Origin of the sequence: Paenibacillus selenitireducens, assembly GCF_002021565.1 — a bacterium.
In the GTDB taxonomy this organism is placed as follows: Bacteria; Bacillota; Bacilli; order Paenibacillales; family Paenibacillaceae; genus Paenibacillus_K; species Paenibacillus_K selenitireducens.
Window position 1 is genome coordinate 91,291 of sequence record NZ_MSZX01000006.1, and the last position, 16,504, is coordinate 107,794.

Genomic DNA, 16,504 nt, shown 5'->3' on the forward strand with positions numbered 1-16,504 from the left:
TCTATACTTTTAGAAATATAGAACAAAGATAGAGTGGAGAGAGGAGTCGATCTAACGTGTCAAACCCATGGAAAATTTATATGCTAGCCATTGTTAGCTTCCTGGTCGGTACGTCGGAGTTCATTATTGCGGGGATTCTGGATAGAATTGCAGCGGATATCGGAGTTTCCGTATCCATAGCTGGCCAGCTTATTACGGTATTCGCCCTCAGCTGCGCTGTAGGGACTCCCATACTCATGGCCCTAACAGCTCGCTTATCGCGACGAACCCTGTTGCTCTACGCGCTGAGTGTTTTTGTTATTGGGAATGCCATCGCCATGACGTTATCAGGCTTTGAATTTCTCTTGATCTCGCGAATCATTGTTGCGCTTAGCTCTGGCGTATTTGTTGTGACCTCTCTGACCGTTGCCTCCAAAATAACTCCCACACACAAGCAAGGGAGCGCCATTGCGACGCTGGTCATGGGCTTTAGTACTGCGCTGATTATCGGTGTGCCTCTTGGAAGGCTGGTTGCCTCAGCCTATCATTGGAAGACAATCTTCGGGGGCATTAGTGTGCTGGGACTATTCGCCATATTGGTCATATCCTTCATTATTCCTCGAATGGATGGGGATGAACCGGTACCGTTATCCAACCAACTTGCCATGCTTAGGGACCCTAAAATTTTGAGGGCCTTATCTGTAACCTTCTTCTGGATCGTCGGGTATTCCATCGTCTATACGTACATCTCTCCCTACCTACTTACCGTTGCAGGGATGAGCGAGAAGGGGATCAGTGCAGGATTATTCGCGTTCGGGATATCCAGCTTGATTGGTTCCAAGTTCGGCGGTTACAGCACAGATAAATGGGGAGTTCCCCGCACCTTAATCTTCGGTATGCTGCTGCATGCTACAGCTCTTATCCTATTATCGGTAGCAGCGCCATACACAGCGATCTTATTCCCCATTCTCGTTCTATGGGCCTTCTCAGCTTGGTCATCCGCACCCACACTACAATATCATTTAATCTCCCTGGCTCCGAATGCTTCCGGCATCATGTTAAGTTTGAATAGTTCGGTCTTGCAACTTGCCATGGCTGCAGGTGCAGGCATTGGCGGCATAATTGTCGAGCAAGTATCGCTACCGTCCATTAGTTGGATCGGAGCGTTGGGCGTTGCCGTCTCCGCAGGCATAGCTATCGTCTCTCTCCGGCGAACACCATCACGAACACATCTACCCGTAGGCGAAGGTCAAGTTCAGAAGGCAAGACTTTAAATCCATTTCCCTAAGATCTGTCTCAAACAGAAAAAAAGACTGCAATCCACGTTATCCGTCGATTTGCAGTCTTCTTGTTTTGCGCTTTTCCTTACGTTTATTTCCAACGTAATCAATTAACCATTTCACTGGTAAATACAAAATGAGACCAAGTAAGATCCCATCGACAATACCGCCAACAATTAATTTCAGGTTATACATCATGAACCGATTAATCCATTCTGGCACATAGGGAATATGAATATGGACATGCTTCGGTAACAGCATACCACCTACCATTCCATTCAAAAAAGAAAACGGAATATAAATGATCTTACCGAATACAAAACCAATCAACGCACTTGCAAAGCTTGCCCGTAATAAATAGACAAGAGGAAAAATGAAGAAGAAGGCGAGACCTGCCGTAGGAAGTGTGAACATCTCAATAGCAATCCCTATTGAAAATCCTTTGGCAACCTTAGCTCCTCCGCCTCGAGCGCGGATCAGCATCAAGTATTTATATTTCAACCATCTTTTCATGCCGTTAACCCACTTGATGTTCCGCCGTGGCATGATCGTGAATCCTTAACTCGACTTTCCTCGTACGGTAGGTAACAGCTTGTTCATGTTAACCGTACGTGTTATTGGCCAAGTGGCTTCATTCTCAGGGTCATATTGCTCTAAATAAGCAATAACTTCCTTCGTTATCGGTGTCGGTGTTGAAGCGCCCGAGGTGACACCGACGGTACGAACTCCTGTTAACCATTCTCTCTGTAATTCCGATAAATCCGAAATGCGATAGGCTGTCACGCCAGCAATTTCTTCCGATACTTGCGCTAAGCGGTTCGAATTGTTGCTACGTGGATCCCCCACCACAATGACCAGATCTGTACTGGAAGCTTGTTCAGCCACAGCTTGCTGACGTACTTGCGTGGCAAGACAAATTTCGTTATGAATTTCGGCGCCGGGAAATTTCTCAATCAATCGATTGATGATGTGTTTGATATCCCATTGACTCATCGTAGTCTGATTCGTAATAATGATACGTCCCTCTGGCAAATGCAATAGATCGATTTCTTCCTCTCTCTCGATCAGGTGTACATGTTCAGGCGCGATTCCAACAGCACCTTCAGGCTCTGGATGCCCTTTCTTACCGATGTAAATCACTTCATAGCCTTCAGCGACCTTCTCACGAATAAGATCATGCGTCTTCGTCACATCCGGGCAAGTTGCATCGACCGTGGTCAATCCTCGCTCCCGTGCCAAGCGACGAACCTCTGGGGAGACACCATGGGCCGTGAAGATCACCGTCCCTTGATCTACCTTGCTTAGAATCTCAAGACGATTCTCGCCGTCCAGCGTAATGATCCCTTCCTTCTCGAAGGCTTCAGTGACGTGACTATTATGCACGATCATCCCTAATATATATATTGGGCGCGGTAAATCCAAATTCCTTGCCGTCTGAGTCGCAAGCACCATCGCATCGACAACTCCGTAACAATACCCGCGTGGTGAAATCTTGACTACATCCATCTTGCACCCGCTTTCTACGACTACCCCATGTCATTGATAATGATTCTACTCGTTCATTATACCTTATTCAAGGTTCGTAGGAAAGGCGTTAACGATTGGCAGCCAGATGATGAATGCAGCCCCCTTCTCCACCGCGGTAATTACTTCAACAGAGCCATAATGCTCATCAATAATCCATTTGGCAATCGATAGTCCTAGACCTGTCCCCGCCGTAATGCCGCGGGATTCATCGGCACGGTAGAATCGATCGAAGATATGCGGAACTTGTTCACGATCCATACCGATCCCGGTATCTACAATCCGGATGCCCACCTGTTGATCATGCACGACAGCTTCAATCGTGACAGAACCTTCAGGTGTATATTTAAACGCATTTTCAATAAATATGAATAGCATTTGTTGCAAGTACTCTTTATGTCCGTTGACGACAATGTCATCTAGTATCGAGATATCTCCCGTAATCCAATCCGCTGTGCGAGGAAGAAACTGTGCGCGTCGAATGACTTCTTCCATCAGCGGCTTCAGTTGTAACGGTTCTTTCTCCATAATTACTCCGGCATCTGCACGTGCAAGCGCCAATAAATCATTGACAAGCCGGGACATCCGCCGGGATTCACCCGCAATATCTTGTAAAGCTTCAAGCGACATCTCCCGCTTCATCTTCTCATCCCAATGCGGCTTATCCTGCTCTGTCGCGTCGGACCACATCTTCTCCAATAAATCTACGTTCCCGCGAATCGTCGTTAATGGCGTACGCAGCTCATGCGAAGCATCCGAGACAAAACGTCGCTGAGCCCGGTAGGATTCGTCCAACTCTCGATAGAATATTTCCATACGGGAGAGCATCCCATTCACCGTATCGGTCAGCTGCCCAATCTCATCATTAGGTCCCTCGCGTTGAATACGCACACTCAAGTCAGCCCCATGCTGAATTTGATTCGCCGCTCGAATGACATTCTCAATCGGTCGCAGCGCTTTTCGTGCGATAAACAATCCAATCGTGGAGGCGATAATGACCATCGTGATGGATACAAGCGTTAATATATTTTTGAGTTGATTGAAAAAGTCCACTTCTTTCCCCGTGAATACACCGAATGTCGCAAACCCGATGACCTTGCCGCGAACTTTAATAGCCGATTCGTAGACATAAAACGGAAAACCGTTCACGTTGACATGCTTAAAACCCTCTTTAATGTCTTTAGATGATGCGGGATAAGGAAATTGCATTTTCCCTAAATTAGGTGTGCCTTTGATCGCGCCGTTCTGGTAATTGACGAATTGAATATAAATCTCTTCATCACCGATCCCACGATCTACATTCAAATCAACGCCATCCAAAAAATTATAATTCACAACGATATTAATCTGATTCACTTGCTTCGAAATTCTCTCCCGCAAACCGCCGTAAATGTTGTTCGCCGCGAACCCATAAATAGCAAAACCTACGATGAGGAAGGTCAGGGCTAGAATCGAGGCATACCAAGCGGTAAGCCGCAATCGGATTGACATTTAGGACTCACCTCTTAGTACGTAGCCCGCGCCGCGTACCGTCTGAATAATCCGCTTGCCGCCGAACTCTTCTGTTTTTTGACGCAGCATCGCCACATAGACTTCCAGTACGTTCGATTCACCGCTAAAGTCATATCCCCAGATCTTCTCCATAATCGTATCACGCGTTAATACCCGCTTCGGATTCAGCATAAACAGGTGCAACAGCTCGAATTCCTTCGTGGTTAATTCGATCGTATGTCCATCCCGAATCACTTGACGCATGTCCAAATCAAGCACAAGATCTTCATACGTAACTTGACGAGTCACCGACTCACTCTCCGCTTCACTCGATTTACGGCGAAGCAGCGCACGTACCCGGGCTAATAGTTCCTCAAGTGCAAAAGGCTTGACCAAATAATCGTCAGCCCCATTGTCTAATCCCTTTACCCGATCCTTAATGTCATCTTTCGCTGTTAACATTAATACAGGAACGGCACTGCCTGCTTCACGAATTCTTCGACAGACTTCCCAACCGTCTACTTTGGGCATCATGACATCGAGAATCACCATATCGGGCTCCGATTCCATCATTTTATTCAGTCCTTGCTCCCCATTGGAAGCTGTAATCACCTCATAGCCTTCAAAAGCAAGTCCCCGCCTTAACATCGAAATGATTTTATCATCGTCATCTATCACAAGAATTCGTGAACGCATTGCATTTCCCCCTTATATATCATGCGAAAAGGAAGCAAGAAGGTTCTCTACCTTCCGCTTCCTTCTCACGGTTCATTGTCATTATTGCTGTGTTTGTTGTGCACTTGCATTATATTTGTTTTTATCGCCGATTTTAACCTTCAGATCTAGCGTTTTACCATTACGTACGATATTCACCGTAATTTCATCGCCGACTTTTTTCTTCTGAATCGCTGCGATCAATTCTTCATTCGTCGAATGTTTCGTACCGTCAATACCTGTAATGATATCATATTGACGCAAGTCTGCGTCGTATGCCGGCGTTTTGTACAACACTTGTGTAACAATGGAGCCATCGACTTTTTCCGTGTTCAATTGCTTTGCAATCTCATCTGTCATCGTAGCTAACGTTGCTCCAATGAATGGAACAGGCTCTTGAGGGACTTCCTTGTTCGCTTTTAGGGTCTCAAGCACGCTTTTGATCGTATTTGATGGAATCGCAAATCCAATCCCTTGGGAATCGGCACTAACGGCTACGTTCATCCCAATCACTTCACCATTCATATTCAACAACGGACCGCCAGAGTTCCCTGGGTTAATAGATGCATCCGTTTGGAGCAAATGCTTGTAGTTTCTTGTTTTGCCCGTTTCGGTATCTTGAATGCTGATCTGACGTTCTTTCGCACTCAATACTCCTGAGGTAACGGTATGGTCGAATCCGTTCGGGTTCCCGATCGCTACGAGCCAGTCTCCTGATTGCGTTGTATCTGAATCCCCAATGTTAATGGTAGGGAAGTTCTCGCCTTCAATTTTCAATACCGCCAAGTCCAGATCAAAGCTTGAACCGAGCAATTTAGCTGTATAAGGCTTGTCATGTCCTTCAAGAACGACTTTAATTTCATCCGCGCCTTGAATAACGTGTTGGTTCGTTAGGATATAACCGTTTTTATCGAAAATAAACCCGGAACCCAAACCACTTTCAATCAAAGAGTCACTTTGACCATTCTGGCCTTGGTTATTATTGTTATTGCTGCCGCCGCCATCACCGAAGAATTGACGGAAGAACGGATCGTCCATGATGGAGCTGGAGCCGCCGCGATTTACTTTGCTGGATTTCACATACGTTTCGATTTTGACAACCGCTGGGCTTGTTTGTTTTACAATGCTTGTGATATCGCCAGGACGTTCAAGCGATGGTGTATTCACATTCGCGCTTGTCGTAATAGCGTTGCCCGAATTGGATGAACTACCCGCATCCACATTGCCTTTCGTGAACAAATTATAATAGTCAGAAGCGAACATTAGTGAGCTAATAACCACCATCCCCGCAAGGAAGGACAAGAAAACGGTTTTAAATGAGGACTTCGGACGTTGATTATTATATTGCCAGTTGCCGTTGCCGTTGCCTCCACCTCCGTTGCCACTGCCGTTCCCCGTATTGTAATTCGAGAAATCGACGTTGCTCGTCTTCAATTCCATGCCGCCCGATGTATAAAAGGAACGCGTTGGCGCTGGCTTGATCGGGTCTGGCGGCGTAACCTCTACATTCGAAGGCGAAGTATACGGTACGTTCTCTCCCGAAGTCATTGGCTCGCTGCTTGGGTCTGTCGGAACCGATTTGAAAGGCCCGTATGAATAATAATACGAGGACTTCTGCTCTGTAGACTCCGATGTTGTTTCTTTATGTTCGTTGTTCGCATCATGATCATGATTGTCGAATAAATTATCATTACGTTTTTCTTCACTCATACGAATGACCTCCTAAGCGATGTTGGCTCTTCTTTATATTCATTATCATGAACTATTAACCTTAAACCAACCTTAAAAACAATTTAAACCCAGCTAAAACCTTTAGGCTTTTGCCCAGCCCTTCCGATGTGCATAAATCGCGAGCTGCGTTCTGTCATCCATCTCGCATTTCATCAACAGATTACTAACGTGGGTCTTGACCGTTTTAATGCTAATATGGAGTTCTTCGGAAATGTCTTTATTCGTCTTGCCTTCTGCAATCAGAAGCAGCACTTCTTTCTCACGCTCCGTCAATCCGTCTGCTTCCCCTTGCGCCGTACGTTGGCGGATTCCGCGAGTCAAGGCTTGCGACACATCGCCTGTCATGACAGGCATCCCCCGATAGGCACCTTGCAAGGCATAGATTAATTCGTCTGCGGAGACGGTCTTAAGAACATAGCTGACCGCACCAGCCTCTACCGCTTCAACCACTTGTTCATCCTCTAAGAAACTCGTTAATATGATAATCTTCATCTGCGGGAATTCTTGCATAATCAATCGTGTTGCCTCTACCCCGTTCATGTTCGGCATCATAAGATCCATCAGAATGACATCCGGCATGCCTTCCGCATAACCTTGACGCAGTGCTTCGATAGCCTCTTGCCCGTTCCCTGCTTCACCAATGACCTCAAATTTAGGTTCAACCATCAGGTACGTTCGCAATCCCATGCGTACCATTTCATGGTCATCGACAATCATGACTTTAATTCGTTCCATCGACTTCATTCTCCTCTTCGAATTTCGGAATATGTACGCGGATGGTCGTCCCCGCTCCTGTCTGACTAATAATGTCGACTCGTCCGCCCAATTTTTCCGCTCGTTCTTGCATCGTAGACAACCCATAAGATCCCGGCTTCAGCATCGTTTGATTAAAGCCTTTGCCGTCATCATTAATGGATAATATATATTGACTCTCCCGTTCTGTCAGCTTCAATGTGACTACACTTGCAGACGCATGCTTCACAATATTCGCCATGGCTTCTTGAATGATAAGAAACAACTGATGTTCCTTAGCTTCGGAAATCGGCTCGTGAATCTCCAGTTCCTTGGTACCTTGCAGGCCATTATGGCGACAATAATCTGGAAACCAACTGTCCAGCGCCTGAGCAAGCGTTTTCCCCTCTAACTCCAAGGGACGAAGCTGTGCAATGAGCCCTCGCATTTGCTTCTGAGCCAGATAAGACATCTGAATAAGCTGCTCTACAACCATTTTCGCACGATCCATATCCATGTCCATCACTTTAGGCAGCGAAGAGGCCGACATATGAATCGCGAACAATTGCTGGCTCACCGAGTCGTGCAAGTCACGGGCTAACCGCTTGCGTTCATCCAATACAGCTAATTCGGTTGTTTTCTCCAACTGCATCACATTGCTTTCCCCAAGCTTTTGGAGCAGCTTCATCTTCTTCTCTACCGCATCCACCATCGTATTGAATTCATAATATAGACGTGAAAAAGAAGGGTCCTCCGTTGGGCGAAGCCGAACGGATAGATTCCCTCTCGATACTTGCAGCATACTGTCATGAATCGCGTCTATACGGCGTTGGTTCCGCTGCGCTATCGCATAACCCGCAATCGTGGATACAACAACAATCAATACAAAGTACCATACCCATAAATTCAAGCCCGTTAGCAAAGGCTCATACTTGAACCAAGCTATGACCACCGCCACGATCGATAACAGACTGGATAAGGCAAAGTATAATAACAAGCCCCATTTCGTGTTCTTAAAAATCCTCGTTATCATACCGCTTACCCTACTTTGTTCACTTTCACATCACCGAGGAACGTACTCACGATAATGCGAACTTTTTTGCTGGCGTCACCGTAAAACGGTGTTTGTTGTTGAATATTTTTCATGAATCCATTGTCATAGTGATCCAATACTTTCACTTCGCCGTGAAATGCGGTGCAGGTTACAGCTACGCCAACTTCCAAATCATTCGGCACATAGACCTTCACATCGCCCATAAACGATGAAATCGTAATCTTCGTCTCGCCATATGGGATACTTGCTTTCGTCAGATCAATCACCGTGTCCCCGATGAAATGCGATACATTCGTTGGACGCAGCTCGAAATAATCACTTCCCAAATGCAGGTCACCAATAAAGCCGGATTTGTTCACTGTACTGGAGCTCCAACCATGATCCTCTTTCCAAGTATTTTTGGAATGTGAATTCGAATGCGAATTCGGGTTCGGGTTCGGGTTCGGGTTCGAGTGCATACCAGACATATCAGCGTCGGACATCGTCGGATCAAAAGAAGAATAGTTCGACGTTTCATGATAAGATTTAGATGGATCATGATACGTTTTCGATGGATCATGATATGATTTCGACGAATTACGCGGTTTGAGAATGACATACAAACCTGCAATAATCAACATTGTCGGTACTAAGTAACGGAAGAAATCTCCGGGTGATAACACGATCACATCCAAGTTACGAGCAAGGAAATAACCGCCGATGGCAATTAATATAAGATTTCCGATTGAAATCGAACGCCCATAAGGATGTTTGTTGTATTCAAGTACGTTTTTAAGCCCTGCTAAGATCAGAATGACAGGCCAATAGGTACGGATGACATAGCCGAGATCAATTTCCATATATCCCATTTGATTCAATAAGAATACTACACCGATGCCTACAAGTATCAATCCGCCAAACAATCGCGATACTAATCCTGAATTCATAATTTTACGCCTCCACTAACTTTTCGTTCATCTTACTTGTAGTGTAAAGCATATTCTGAAGGATGAACAGCGTCGACAGATTGAACTTCGTCTCGGTCTCGAGACCGAGAGAGAACCTAATAATTAGTAATATTCCTATGTAATGAAAAAGAGGGCGCAATGTGCGCCCTCTCTTCGATGTTATATCCTACAAGTCTTGGGAGTCAGCGTTGGCACGACTCATTTTGTTCGCGCGGCTAGCTGCGTTTGCTTGTGCAGCAGAGTTCGCACCAGAAGATGCATCACTTGCAAATTCTGTATCAAAGTTCTGACTTGCATTTGTAGTACTGCTCACTTTGTTCGCGCGGCTAGCTGCGTTCGCTTGTGCAGCAGAATTAACACCAGAAGCTGCATCACTTGCAAATTCTGTGTTAAAGTTCTGACTCGCATTCATAGAGCCGCTCATATTGTTCGCGCGGCTAGCTACGTTCGATTGTGCAGCAGAACTAACACTAGAAGCTGCATCGCTTGCAAATTCTGTGTTAAAGTTCTGACTCGCATTCGTTGCGCTGCTTACTTTGTTCGCGCGACTAGCAGCATTCGCTTGTGCAGCAGAATTCACCCCGGAAGATTCACTTGCAAATTCCGTGTTGAACTTTTGATTTGCACCTACGTTTGCTTTGTTATTGAATTTATTGTTTTTTGCCATGATTACCTCACCTCCAAGAAGTATTATGCGACTTCTTTTGGCGTCTTATTCATAATCACAGCATCATTCAATTCTTGGATAAGCTGCTCCGTCACTTTCCCTTTTCCCCGTTGAATGACATGTACTTGAACCGTTTTCTTGCCCCATTCTTTGTAAACTTGCTTCGTTGTTTTATAATATAAGTCGATTTTGCGACCTTTAATGGCAGAACCTGTATCCGCTACAATCCCATAACCGTAACCTGGAATAAAAAGCACGGTGCCGATCGGCAGAATCTTCGGATCCGCTGCGATCGTAGATATTTTATTTTTATCTCGTCTTACTTTGACGCCGGAATAGGTAATCCCATATTCGGGATGTCCTGGCTTTTTCCCCGTTGATTCCTTGCCTGCGGTATAACCTGTTGCTACAACATTCATCGTCTCTAGAATGTCATGTGGATCCGGTGCACTGACTTCCTTTGTCTTGGGCGTATTATTCGTTTGTTTATTGGGATGGATGCCATTTCCTCGATATCCATAGGCATCCTCCAGCATGCGTGCTTCCGCAAGATCCTGCTCAGCAGGTAATCCACTCCATAACAACAATACAACCAATATCATACATACATATTTCGGAATGTTCATAATAAGTGTTAACATTTGGTTACTCCCCCTTATTCCGAAGGCTTTCCAGACGTAGACATTTTTATACACGAGATAGGATAATAATATTTTCCGGAAACAAAATAAAGGCTTGGAAAACCCCCTTTATATGGGGTACTTTCCAAGCCTTTTTTATGAAGTTATCGCATCAATATAGCAAGAATTAAGCTGATGGATTCTGCCCGCGTTGCTGCGTCATTCGGGGCGAATGTACCATCGCCTCTGCCTTGAATCAGCTTTGCTTCGTACGCGGCTGCAACATACGGCATGGCCCATACTGGAATCTGGCCAGCATCTGAAAAGGATAGTTTAGCCTGTGGATCTACTGGAAGTCCCATCGTTCTGACAACCATAACGGCTAATTCTACACGAGTCAATTCCTTCGCTGGACGGAACGTATGGTCTTCATACCCGTGAATAATGCCAGCACCGACGGTAGCAGAAATGAATGATCTGGCCCACGCTGGAATTTTGTCTACATCAACGAAGCTTAACTCTCCCTGCTGTTCCAATCTCAAAGCCCGACCAAGCATCGTTGCGAATTCAGCACGGGTTACTTTGGCATCCGGGCGGAAGGTGTTATCTTCGTAGCCCTGAACAAATCCGTACGTGAGCGCTTGCTTGATTAATTTTACTGCCCAATGTCCTTCTATATCCGTAACCAGGATTTCCGGTTTTTTGATATCTTCATCCGTTCCTGTAGATTCACCTTCGGTTTCCTTTCCTTTGTCTTTGTCTTTGTTATTTTGATCATCCGGTTTGGATACCTCTGGCGTTGTTGGGCTCGGCGTCGATGGATTCGGGTTGGACGTTTCTTGCGTTTGGGTTCGTTGAACCACATTCGGCCCATCCTTACTCCATAACCCATGCTCATTGCTTGCTTCTACTTTGAACGTATATGTCGTATTCGAACTCAAACCCGTTATATCATATTGATAGACGGAACCTGTTACAGTGACTAATCCCGTACCATCCTTATAAATCTTATACCCCGTGACTTCTGAAGCATTTACCTCGCCGGACCATGTCAACCTCATGCCTGATGTGGTGACACCACTTGCCGTTAATCGGCTGTTCATCCATGTTGGCGAGTTCGCGACCGGTACCATGCTAGCTCGGAATGCTTCAAGAGCTGTATTCAGTGTATATACGGCTGTTTGGATTTCATGCTGCGTAGCCTCTTCTTTCGCCGCTACCTCTTCCGCGGTTTCGATAGCTGCTCCGAATCGAATCTTGGCATCCGTAGGATACTGACCAGGATTCAGCCCTTCCTCAGCATTCTCATACACGGATCTAGCAACCGAAATGACCTCGATCAACGCCGCCTTATCGGCAGGTTCTGACGGGTCAACAATTACTGAAGACTTGAACGTCTCGACCGCTAAATTCAATGTCGCAATAGCTGCACTAACCTCTCCTTGCGACGCGTTATCTTTATCGTACACCTCTTGAGCTGCCCCAATCGCTGCCCTCAAGCTTTCCTTGCTGCCTTCCGGATATTGCCCCGGCTCATAGCCCTCAACGGCCGCGTCATAGACGCTTTGGGCTACCGAAATCGCGTTACCAAACGCTTCCTTATTCGCGGCAAACTTCACTGGAATTCTGAGCGGTACCGCGGATTTCGTGATCACCTCATTCGAAAGAGCATACTTGATATTATCAAATGCAAAGGTGCGTCCATTGGCAGAATCCCATAAAAAGCCCAGCACAATGCGATCAAATGATTTAATCGCGGTCGTCGTTTTCACCAACGTTCCGTCGATATACATCTTCAAATCTGTTCCTGACGTATAATCCCATTTCAGCTCATGCCAGCCCTTGCTGCGCTTCACCGATGTCGTTTCCCAGGCCGTTGAGTTGCCGCTTGCCCTGACCGAATAATAGTCCAAAGAACCGTAACTCGTACTGCCATCATTTAATATTCCCATACCTGCGAGCAGTGTAGATCTTGCATTCCCAACATGGGCAACCAATCGCGTCTTGGTTTCCTTTGTACCGTCATCATACATCATCATGGATACAACACCTTGCTGCGGTGAGCCAAAAAGCTTCTGTATGGCATTGTTTCCATCGCCCGTGACATACAACGCGCTTTGTTCTCCATGGTAGGCAACTTTATTCGATATCGTTGCTGTCTTAATCTCGCTGCCGGACTCCGGAATAAAATCTCCCCATCCTGCTTCAAAACTTTGCGTGTAACGAAGGTCCTTATATTCTTGGACTTCCGCGGTAACTTCGACCTCATCCACTCCGGTCACAGTCCCCGTTGCCGTCATTACTCCTGTCTGCGGGTCTACCACGATCTGCTCCTGATTTGTCGAATATCTGACGTGATAAAAAGGAGCGTAAAGCATCGTTTTCCCTTCCTCGGTTATTCCATCCATCCGTAATTGAACAGAAGGATGGGCTTCGGACAATTCCCCATCATTTGTTGCTACTTGATACGAAACGATTGGTGATGGAGCCAGAACCTGAACACGCGCATGTGCTTTAATCGAAGGATCTACGGTACTTTCAGCTGTAATGATCGCTTCACCTGGTGCCATTGGCATAATAAACCCGTTCGAATTCACCGTTGCGATTTGCGGATTGCTGCTAGACCATTTGACGCCTTGGAACCAAGCATTCGATGGTGTAAAGGTTGCCGTTAAGGTTCTGCCTGCTTGCTGCGCATACAGCTCAAGCTCTGACTTGCTTAATGTAATCAACTCCGGCATGATTTCAGGCTTCTGATTCGCTGGTTCATCCCCGGAATATTCATGCGCACCGATATCCACTTTTCCATCGGTTATTGGATTATTGAAAAAATCTTTCGTCGCTGCTGACCATACCGAAGGCGTGATCGCGCTCATGTCTTGACCCGCATCAATTGCTGGAGAGCCTGGTAAAAGCTTGTATCCACTCAATTGCTCAACATCGAACGTACTGTTCGCAGCATTGATTAGATCTTGCGGTTCTTCTCCTGCCCGAGCGAATTGAGGGCTTGCGAAAATATTATCTTTTAGCGATATGCCCGTAAATGTCACGTCTTGATATCCTGTGCCAGGGTAGAAGATGTTGTTCTTCACTTCACCGCCGGCAAATTTATCCTGCCCCATCGGGGTATTGGCTTTGGAATAGAAAATATTATTATACATTTTCAGATATTTGCCGGAGTCGCTGATCAGTTTCGTTTTGATCTGAGAATCGATAAAAAACGTATTATTATGGATGATCGGCGCATCCGCACTCGTCGTCGGCAAGTAATGGAAGATGTATCTGCCATCCCCGTCATTTACGCTCATATTATAGCGAACTAAGGAGTTGGTCGAACCCCCCATAAATAAGATAAACCCGCCGCGGTTGCTGTGGCTGTAATTATATTGATACAAGGTGCCTTCACAGAACATATCGACGTCAAAAGCTTGCCCGTCGTTGTATCCATAGATCCCGCCATACACCTCGTTATATTGCATGATCATATCCTTGACCCCGATAACCCATAGCCCTGCGTAGTTCACATTCCCGACGTTTTTCGCGGAGTGCTTCACCACGGTGTTATATTCCATGCGTCCGTTCTCGCCAACGTTGCTCATGACAAAGCCGTCGCCCTGTACTTCTTCCACATAGTTGTTATTGAAAATAATGTTCTTGAACACGCGGGGGAAATTCGCTTTGATATCGCCTTCTTTGTACAGGCCGGCATTGCGAATGCCTTCGATATCTACGCGCTTAACGATATTGTTCTCCACGAGGACGTCGGAAATATTTCCGAGGATCAAGATCCCGCCGCTGCCAACTTTCCAGCCTTTTGGATTGCCGTCAACATCATGGACATAGTTATTCGTAATGACGATTCCTTGATGGGGATTCGCTTCCCATTCAGCTACCGTCGTTGAAGCCGTACGAATATTGATCCCTGCTCGTTGAGAGATGACATCAGGATTGAAATTCGTTATTTCAAAGTTAGAAAACTCCAGATAACTCCCGTCGACCACATCAATCGTCGCTGACAATGTCTTGTCTGCAACCCCGTTATAATTCTGAATAATGGCGGATTTTTCAGTCGTCGTTGTTCCATTCCCATTGATGACGGGACGTCCATCCTGTTCGATGTCACCGTAAGAACTGAACACGATCGGCGCTTCCTTTGTCCCCGAAGTTTCTCTCAGCTTCATGGAGCCATTCCACACGTCTCCAGCTTTAAATAAGATATGGTCGCCCGGTTGGAGTTTCACACTGTTTACTTTATCGAGAGATGCCCAAGCCTGCTCCTCCGACATCCCGTCATTCATGTCATTGCCATCATTGCTGACATAGTATGTATGCCCTGTCGTAGCGATCTTCGGTTGATGTATTTCGTTAGTTACCTGTTCTTGCGCGGCGCTCACATGCGAAGCAGGCAATATAGGAATAACAAGCGTTGCCATTAACACGATGCTGAGACATGCGGATAGAAACCTTCGATTTTTTCTAGTCTTAACCTGATTCATTTGCAGTCATCCTCCTCATTTGTGAAATGATGAACGTTTAAGTGAACGAAATTCGCTTCATCACCTCCTCATGGATCTGGATGTTGGCATCGCTTAGACGCCGTTGAACCTCTTGTTCCAGTTGCTTCTGTACATATATCTGAATTAAGGCGGCCTTGACCTGATCATACGGTTCATAGCCTTTGTCCTTCGTTGCGAGAAGCCTATATACGATAACACCGTCATCCGATTCTTCTGCTTCCGTAAAATCCCCTGCCTGCATGGATTGGAATAATTCCTGAAGATACTGCGCCCTGTCATCGTCCTTCGACTTTTCATCGATATCGAGCGTCTCCCGCTCTACCGTAATCGCTGCCGGTTCCTGCCACGCAGCAACGGCATCTTCCACTTGCTGATGTGTCATTTTCACCTGTTGTTGAATCTCTTCAAGCGGTTGTCTCGTAGGAGCAGTTATTTTCTCGTACTCAAAGACATACCCTTGATGAAAATACGAAGACTTCACTTCCTCATAAAGAGGCTTCAAGATCTCGTCGGAGAGGGTGTCTTTACGCTGTTTCACCAACGTATCGATTAATCGCTGATAATTATTGCTCTGGGTATAGGAATAAAACTCGTTCGCACGATAGGTTTTGGGACCATAAATCGGTTGCTGATTACGAAGCTTCAGCTGTCTTTCGTCATTCTCCGAATCAAGCTGCTTCAGAAACGTCGCGAAGGAAACATCTTGAAGCACACCATGCTCCTTCATCAACATCTGTTCGATTTTTATCTTTTTGAGATCTTCCACTGTTTTTTGCCTCACATAATCCATTGGATTTTCCCCATGGTATGTCGTTGTCCAGAAGCCATCACCATAATCGACATTGTACTTACGTTTGAAATAGCTCGTCGTTAGCGCTTTGTTCTGCTGTAAAAAAAGACGAAACTCCTCTTCCGGGATGGCTTCATTGTCAATCGTGAATACAACGGTATCTTCCGCTGACGCTAAAGCCACACTCCGATAGATCACAACCATGACAAGCATTAGAATTACGATCATCCCTCCAATCAGAAGACGATGTTTCTGCACCAACAGCTTCTTCATCCCATGAGTCCCCTCCTTCTTCTCAATGAAAGCCTTTTCAATTGAAGTTATCCCTATTATAGGCAGACATAGAAAGAACATATAATGAACAAATTTGACGGAAACCACACGAATTTTACCTCTTTCATACCACCCCAATAAAGAGGATAAAGAATTGAGAAAAACCGTCAGGGGATCACCCGACG

General features: G+C 45.9%; 13 protein-coding genes. 1 reads left to right on the top strand and 12 read right to left on the bottom strand.

The features are described from left to right. Positions 1 to 56 precede the first annotated feature (56 nt). A complete protein-coding gene (locus tag BVG16_RS16080) occupies positions 57 to 1,253 on the top strand; it encodes an MFS transporter (protein ID WP_078499703.1) in 1,197 nt (398 codons plus the stop codon). Positions 1,254 to 1,304: 51 nt separating this feature from the next. On the opposite strand, the gene BVG16_RS16085 is transcribed toward BVG16_RS16080, so the two are convergent. From BVG16_RS16085 to BVG16_RS16140, 12 genes are all read right to left on the bottom strand, one after another. Beyond that, positions 1,305 to 1,805 carry a DUF2062 domain-containing protein gene (locus BVG16_RS16085; protein WP_078499704.1) on the bottom strand — a complete coding sequence of 167 codons (501 nt, stop codon included), beginning with the start codon at positions 1,803 to 1,805 and terminating at the stop codon, positions 1,305 to 1,307. A 12-nt stretch (positions 1,806 to 1,817) separates the two neighbouring features. Further along, entirely contained in the window at positions 1,818 to 2,765 is a 948-nt protein-coding gene (locus BVG16_RS16090) for a 4-hydroxy-3-methylbut-2-enyl diphosphate reductase (RefSeq protein ID WP_078499705.1), read from the bottom strand. A gap of 63 nt (positions 2,766 to 2,828) precedes the next feature. After that, a complete protein-coding gene (locus tag BVG16_RS16095; protein ID WP_078499706.1) occupies positions 2,829 to 4,274 on the bottom strand; it encodes a sensor histidine kinase in 1,446 nt (481 codons plus the stop codon). Further along, positions 4,275 to 4,970: a response regulator transcription factor gene (locus BVG16_RS16100; RefSeq protein ID WP_078499707.1), complete on the bottom strand. Its 696-nt coding sequence runs from the start codon at positions 4,968 to 4,970 to the stop codon at positions 4,275 to 4,277. An 81-nt stretch (positions 4,971 to 5,051) separates the two neighbouring features. Continuing rightward, entirely contained in the window at positions 5,052 to 6,698 is a 1,647-nt protein-coding gene (locus tag BVG16_RS16105; protein ID WP_078499708.1) for a trypsin-like peptidase domain-containing protein, read from the bottom strand. A 102-nt stretch (positions 6,699 to 6,800) separates the two neighbouring features. After that, complete coding sequence (locus BVG16_RS16110; RefSeq protein WP_078499709.1) at positions 6,801 to 7,454, bottom strand: response regulator transcription factor; 654 nt, start codon at positions 7,452 to 7,454, stop codon at positions 6,801 to 6,803. Further along, on the bottom strand, positions 7,441 to 8,484 hold the full coding sequence (locus BVG16_RS16115) for a sensor histidine kinase (RefSeq protein ID WP_078499710.1): 1,044 nt from the start codon (positions 8,482 to 8,484) through the stop codon (positions 7,441 to 7,443). Before BVG16_RS16115 ends, BVG16_RS16110 begins: the two co-directional genes overlap by 14 nt. Positions 8,485 to 8,489: 5 nt before the next feature. Continuing rightward, on the bottom strand, positions 8,490 to 9,431 hold the full coding sequence (liaF, locus tag BVG16_RS16120) for a cell wall-active antibiotics response protein LiaF (protein WP_078499711.1): 942 nt from the start codon (positions 9,429 to 9,431) through the stop codon (positions 8,490 to 8,492). Between the two features lie 187 nt (positions 9,432 to 9,618). Then, positions 9,619 to 10,119: a hypothetical protein gene (locus BVG16_RS16125; protein ID WP_078499712.1), complete on the bottom strand. Its 501-nt coding sequence runs from the start codon at positions 10,117 to 10,119 to the stop codon at positions 9,619 to 9,621. Positions 10,120 to 10,142: 23 nt separating this feature from the next. Continuing rightward, a complete protein-coding gene (locus BVG16_RS33720) occupies positions 10,143 to 10,760 on the bottom strand; it encodes a 3D domain-containing protein (RefSeq protein WP_078499713.1) in 618 nt (205 codons plus the stop codon). A gap of 143 nt (positions 10,761 to 10,903) precedes the next feature. Then, on the bottom strand, positions 10,904 to 15,235 hold the full coding sequence (locus BVG16_RS16135) for an S-layer homology domain-containing protein (protein WP_078499714.1): 4,332 nt from the start codon (positions 15,233 to 15,235) through the stop codon (positions 10,904 to 10,906). Positions 15,236 to 15,272: 37 nt separating this feature from the next. Next, a complete protein-coding gene (locus tag BVG16_RS16140) occupies positions 15,273 to 16,319 on the bottom strand; it encodes a peptidyl-prolyl cis-trans isomerase (protein WP_078499715.1) in 1,047 nt (348 codons plus the stop codon). Between the last annotated feature and the right edge of the window lie 185 nt (positions 16,320 to 16,504).

What these genes read in the sequence shown, in the direction of transcription:
- BVG16_RS16085 (WP_078499704.1), bottom strand. Translation starts at nt 1,805, where the DNA reads ATGCCACGGCGGAACATCAAGTGGGTTAACGGCATGAAAAGATGGTTG.
- BVG16_RS16090 (WP_078499705.1), bottom strand. Translation starts at nt 2,765, where the DNA reads ATGGATGTAGTCAAGATTTCACCACGCGGGTATTGTTACGGAGTTGTC.
- BVG16_RS16095 (WP_078499706.1), bottom strand. Translation starts at nt 4,274, where the DNA reads ATGTCAATCCGATTGCGGCTTACCGCTTGGTATGCCTCGATTCTAGCC.
- BVG16_RS16100 (WP_078499707.1), bottom strand. Translation starts at nt 4,970, where the DNA reads ATGCGTTCACGAATTCTTGTGATAGATGACGATGATAAAATCATTTCG.
- BVG16_RS16105 (WP_078499708.1), bottom strand. Translation starts at nt 6,698, where the DNA reads ATGAGTGAAGAAAAACGTAATGATAATTTATTCGACAATCATGATCAT.
- BVG16_RS16110 (WP_078499709.1), bottom strand. Translation starts at nt 7,454, where the DNA reads ATGGAACGAATTAAAGTCATGATTGTCGATGACCATGAAATGGTACGC.
- BVG16_RS16115 (WP_078499710.1), bottom strand. Translation starts at nt 8,484, where the DNA reads ATGATAACGAGGATTTTTAAGAACACGAAATGGGGCTTGTTATTATAC.
- liaF (WP_078499711.1), bottom strand. Translation starts at nt 9,431, where the DNA reads ATGAATTCAGGATTAGTATCGCGATTGTTTGGCGGATTGATACTTGTA.
- BVG16_RS16125 (WP_078499712.1), bottom strand. Translation starts at nt 10,119, where the DNA reads ATGGCAAAAAACAATAAATTCAATAACAAAGCAAACGTAGGTGCAAAT.
- BVG16_RS33720 (WP_078499713.1), bottom strand. Translation starts at nt 10,760, where the DNA reads ATGTTAACACTTATTATGAACATTCCGAAATATGTATGTATGATATTG.
- BVG16_RS16135 (WP_078499714.1), bottom strand. Translation starts at nt 15,235, where the DNA reads ATGAATCAGGTTAAGACTAGAAAAAATCGAAGGTTTCTATCCGCATGT.
- BVG16_RS16140 (WP_078499715.1), bottom strand. Translation starts at nt 16,319, where the DNA reads ATGAAGAAGCTGTTGGTGCAGAAACATCGTCTTCTGATTGGAGGGATG.